5 protein-coding genes are annotated in these 4,090 nt (G+C 72.8%); 4 read left to right on the top strand and 1 reads right to left on the bottom strand.

Annotated elements, in window-relative coordinates:
* Positions 1-271 precede the first annotated feature (271 nt).
* The 4 genes from AOK15_RS29460 (at position 272) to AOK15_RS48910 (ending at position 3,298) form a co-directional block, all read left to right on the top strand.
* Positions 272-976 (top strand): RNA polymerase sigma factor, encoded by a 705-nt coding sequence (locus tag AOK15_RS29460; protein WP_055521384.1) that lies wholly within the window; start codon positions 272-274, stop codon positions 974-976.
* Positions 973-2,073 (top strand): CU044_5270 family protein, encoded by a 1,101-nt coding sequence (locus AOK15_RS29455; protein ID WP_055521383.1) that lies wholly within the window; start codon positions 973-975, stop codon positions 2,071-2,073. The genes AOK15_RS29460 and AOK15_RS29455 overlap by 4 nt, the downstream gene beginning before the upstream one ends.
* A 66-nt stretch (positions 2,074-2,139) precedes the next feature.
* Positions 2,140-2,319, top strand: a complete 180-nt coding sequence (locus AOK15_RS29450) for a hypothetical protein (RefSeq protein WP_055521382.1) — start codon at positions 2,140-2,142, stop codon at positions 2,317-2,319.
* 238 nt (positions 2,320-2,557) lie between these two features.
* Entirely contained in the window at positions 2,558-3,298 is a 741-nt protein-coding gene (locus AOK15_RS48910; protein WP_420876989.1) for a MarR family winged helix-turn-helix transcriptional regulator, read from the top strand.
* 357 nt (positions 3,299-3,655) lie between these two features.
* Here the strand turns inward: AOK15_RS48910 and AOK15_RS29440 are convergent, their stop codons facing one another.
* Positions 3,656-4,066 carry an ATP-binding protein gene (locus AOK15_RS29440; RefSeq protein WP_055521385.1) on the bottom strand — a complete coding sequence of 137 codons (411 nt, stop codon included), beginning with the start codon at positions 4,064-4,066 and terminating at the stop codon, positions 3,656-3,658.
* Between the last annotated feature and the right edge of the window lie 24 nt (positions 4,067-4,090).

Raw genomic sequence — 4,090 nt, 5'->3', positions numbered from 1 at the left:
GCACCGTCACCCTCGACAGCGCACCCGGCTCGACCACGTTCACCGTCCGGTTGCCCCTTCGCACGGGCTGAGGCGGGCGGCAGAAGCTCCGCACGGCGCGCGGGCGGGTGTGCGATGCTGCGTCCCCCCCCCCCCCCCCGCCCCCCACCCCCGCACCCCGGCCACCGGCAACGCACCCGGCCACCGGCAACGCGCCCTCAGCGTCGGGTGTGACGCAGGTCACGGGAAGTCGGTGTGGGGTGCCGGACAGCTCCTTGAGGTGAGCACTCATATGCGTACCCGGGTACGGGCCGGGGATCCGAGCGCGTTCGCCGAGCTCTTCGACGCCTACGCCCGCGCGGTCTACAACCATGCCTTCCGGCTGACCGCCGACTGGTCCACGGCCGAGGACGTGATGGCCGCGACGTTCATGGAGGCGTGGCGGCTGCGCGACAAGGTGGACGAGGAGGGCGGTTCGCTGCGGCCCTGGCTGCTGGGCATCGCCACCAACACCGCGCGCAACCAGTACCGGAGCAACCGGCGTTACCGGGCGGCGGCCCAGGCCGCGGCGGCGGCCGAACGCTCCGTCCCCGATCACGCCGAGGAGGTCGCCGACCGGCTCGACGGCCGGCAGCGCCTCGCGACGGCGCTCACCGCCCTCGCGAAGCTGCGCCGCCCCGAGCGGGAGGTCATCGCGCTCTGCCTGGGGGAGGGCCTGGACTACGAGGCCGCCGCGGAGGCGCTCGGCATCCCCGTCGGCACGGTCGCCTCCCGCCTCTCCAGGGCCCGAAGAAAGCTGCGCAAGCTCGCCGAGGCGAGCGAAGAGGGGCGGCAACAGGCAAGGGGCGCAGACCAGTTGGGCGGTGCCCGCGCATCGGCGGCGCTCGCGGGGAATCTTCGAGAAAGTCTCGTGAAACGGGAAGGCGGCCGGCCGGGCCGACAGACAAGAGGCGATCACGCAACCGCGATCCGGCCCGCACAGGAAGGAAACCGATGAACGCGAACACGTCCCGGCAGAACGCTGCCGCGTGGGAAGAGGGCGCCCAGCTCTTCGACCGGACGACGCGCGACCTGCCGCCGGGCCGTCACCAGTTCCACAAGGAGCGCATGATGGCCCAGATCCACGAGACCCGGCAGACCGAGCACACCGCCACCGCGACGAACGGGGCCACCCCGGCGAAGGCCAGGCGGTTCCGGCTGCCGCGTCCGGCGATCGCACTGCCCGCGCTGGCCGCCACCGTGGCCGCCGCCGTCATCGCCGTCGTGGTGACGTCCGGTGGGGAGAGCCGGCCCGGCCTCGCCACCGGCCCGGCCCTGACCACGACGATCGGCGTGGCGAGCGCCGAGGGGGCGCCCCGGCTGCTCGACGAGATCGCGCTGGCGGCGGCGGACGGCAAGCACCCGGTGGCCAAGCCCGGCCAGTACATCTACGTCGAGTCCAAGACGGCCGACACCTTCGTGCGGACCGTCGACGATGAGAGCAGCCTCGCCAGCCACGCGCTGCACACCCGCCAGGTGTGGGAGTCCCCGGACGGCACCAAGGGCTGGCTGATCGACGCGGCCGTCAACGACAGCCCCGAGGGTGAGACCCTGAGCCTCCCCGACGAGCAGGGCAACACCCCTCGGGCCACCCTGAACGCCCCCTCGTACGACTATCTGGCCAAGCTGACGACCGACCCCGACACCCTTCTGGCCAAGATCTACAAGGAGACCGAGGGGCAGGGGAACACCCCCGACCAGCAGGCGTTCGCCACCATCGGCGACCTGCTCGGCGAGAGCTACCCGCCGGCCGAGCTGGTGTCGGCCCTGTTCAAGGCCGCCGCGAAGATCCCCGGTGTCGTGGTGGTCGACGACGCGGTGGACGCGGCGGGCCGGCACGGTGTGGCGGTGGCCCGCCTCGACGAGACCAGCGGTCAGCGCGAGGAATGGATCTTCGACAAGAAGACGCATGTCTACCTCGGCGAGCGCATCGTCCAGGTGAACCGGGTCAGTGGCGACGACCTGATCAAGCCCGGCACCATCGTCTTCACCAGCGCCGTCATGAAGCGCGCCATCGTGGACGGCATCAAGCAGACCCCGTCCCACTCCGGCTGACACGTCGGCGAGCGGTGCCCGTGCCTGCGGCGGCTCGACCGGAGGCACGGGCACCGCCTCGTCCTATTGCGCCCGGCGGACGACCGTGAGCCCCTCGCCCTCGACGTGGACCGGGACCGCCCCTGGTTCGGCAACCTCGGTACGGGCGGCGACGACAACGAGTCCGGCGGCAAAGACGGCTGGGGCTCGGACGGCGGCGACGGCGGCGGGGGTGGGGACGGCGGCGACGGCGGTGGCGGCGACTGAGGCGGCCGGGGCGGCGGTGCCGTGCCGCCGGGTGCGCCCCGCGGCACACCGCGTCGTCCCCGTTTCGGCCGCAAATCCGGTGCGGCTCTGCCTCCTTGTCCCGTACGGCTCACCGTCCTCCCCCGTGCGGTCGTCGTTTCGCCCCGGATCCGCTGGCTTGCCCTGAGGCTGTTCGGGTACCGCCTTCTCATAAGGGTGGTATCCGTATGGTCAGGCGATTGCTGAAAGCGAAGGGTTCGTGACTCGTCTCAGCGGCTTCGGGGACGACGGGGCGAGGGGAACGGGTGATGCGCTGTCCCTCGCGCTGCGGCTCGCCGATGCCGTGGACAGCCTGGCGCATCTGTGGGCCACCGCAGGTCAGGGGGCGAGTCTGCGTCTGTCGCCCCATCAGTTGCGGGCGCTGCGGATCCTGGAGTCAGGGCCGGGGCTCAACCTCACCGCTCTCGCCGAGGGGATGGAGATAGGGCTGCCGACCGCCAGCCGTCTCTGCGACCGCCTGGAGGCGGCGGGACTCGTGGAGCGCGGGCTGCATCCGCGGAGGCGGCGTGAAGTCCAGCTGAACCTCACGGGGCACGGCCGCCAGGTTCTGGAAGAGGTGGCGTCGAACCGCTCCCGAGCCCTCGCCGCGGTCCTGGCGGCCATGCACCCCACGGAACGGGAAGCCCTTGGCCGAGGAATGCGAGCGTTCCTCACGGCCCGGGAGAGCACCGCGGGCAACGGGGGCCCGACCGGGGCCGACTCGGACCGTACAGGTCGGGAGGACGGCGTCGGCCAGGACGGCGTCGGCCCAGGCGAGGGCGGACTTGAGGGCGTGGATGCGGAGCGGCTCGGCCCAGGCGGAGGCGGGCCGGGCGTGGTTGGCCCGGACGGCGTCGGCCCATACGCGGGCGAGCCAGACGGCGTGGGTCCGGGTGGGGTCGACGGCCACGGCTGCGGCTCGCACGGCGTCGGCCCGGACACCGACGGCCCCAGGAGTTGACCGCATCGCGTCTGGCGGGCCGACCGCTCTCCGGCCCTCGGGCCACTCCGGCTTTTCCGGCCCCGGCTTGGCGTCACGGGCGCCCCCGGTCGTCCGGCCACCCCGGCTTCCGAGTCGTCCAGCTGCCTCCGGCTTCAGTGGTCCCCGGCTTCCGGGTAGTCCGGCTGCCTCCGGCTTTCGGCCGACTCCCGATTCCTGGTCGTCCGGCTGCCTCAGCTCTCCGGCTGCCCAACCGCCTCCGGCTACCTGGCCTTCGGCTGCCCCGGCTCCCAGACTTCCCCGCTTCCCGGGCGCGTCCGGCTCATCAGTCGTACCCGGCCCCCAGCCGAGCCGCACCTCTTCCCCCCTGCCCTCCGCCTACGTCGACCCCGACCGCGGCGCGGGTACCTCCGGGAGCCACTCGGTCACCGTGACCGTCGTGCCGATGTCGGGGTGGCTGTCCACCGTGAAGTCATCGACGAGGCGTCTGGCGCCGCCGAGGCCCATGCCCAGTCCACCGCCGGTGGTGTACCCGTCGCTCATGGCCAGGTCGATGTCGCGGATGCCCTGACCGGTGTCGACGAAGGAGAGCCGCAGCCCGCGTCGGCCGCGGTCGTCCAGCGTGGTGATCTCGGCGTGCCCCCCGCCCCCGTGGATGAGCGTGTTCCGGGCGAGTTCGCTGGCCGCCGTCACCAGCTTCGTCTGCTGGACCAGCCCGAACCCGACGTCGGCGGCGGTGTGGCGCACCTGCTGACGCACCCAGGCGAGATCGGCGTCCGGAGCTGCGATTACGGACTCGGCTACGGCTACGGC

The organism is Streptomyces ossamyceticus (assembly GCF_001418475.1).
In the GTDB taxonomy this organism is placed as follows: Bacteria; Actinomycetota; Actinomycetes; order Streptomycetales; family Streptomycetaceae; genus Streptomyces; species Streptomyces ossamyceticus.
This window is presented reverse-complemented; position numbering and strand designations above follow the sequence as displayed.

What these genes read in the sequence shown, in the direction of transcription:
- AOK15_RS29460 (WP_055521384.1), top strand. Translation starts at nt 272, where the DNA reads ATGCGTACCCGGGTACGGGCCGGGGATCCGAGCGCGTTCGCCGAGCTC.
- AOK15_RS29455 (WP_055521383.1), top strand. Translation starts at nt 973, where the DNA reads ATGAACGCGAACACGTCCCGGCAGAACGCTGCCGCGTGGGAAGAGGGC.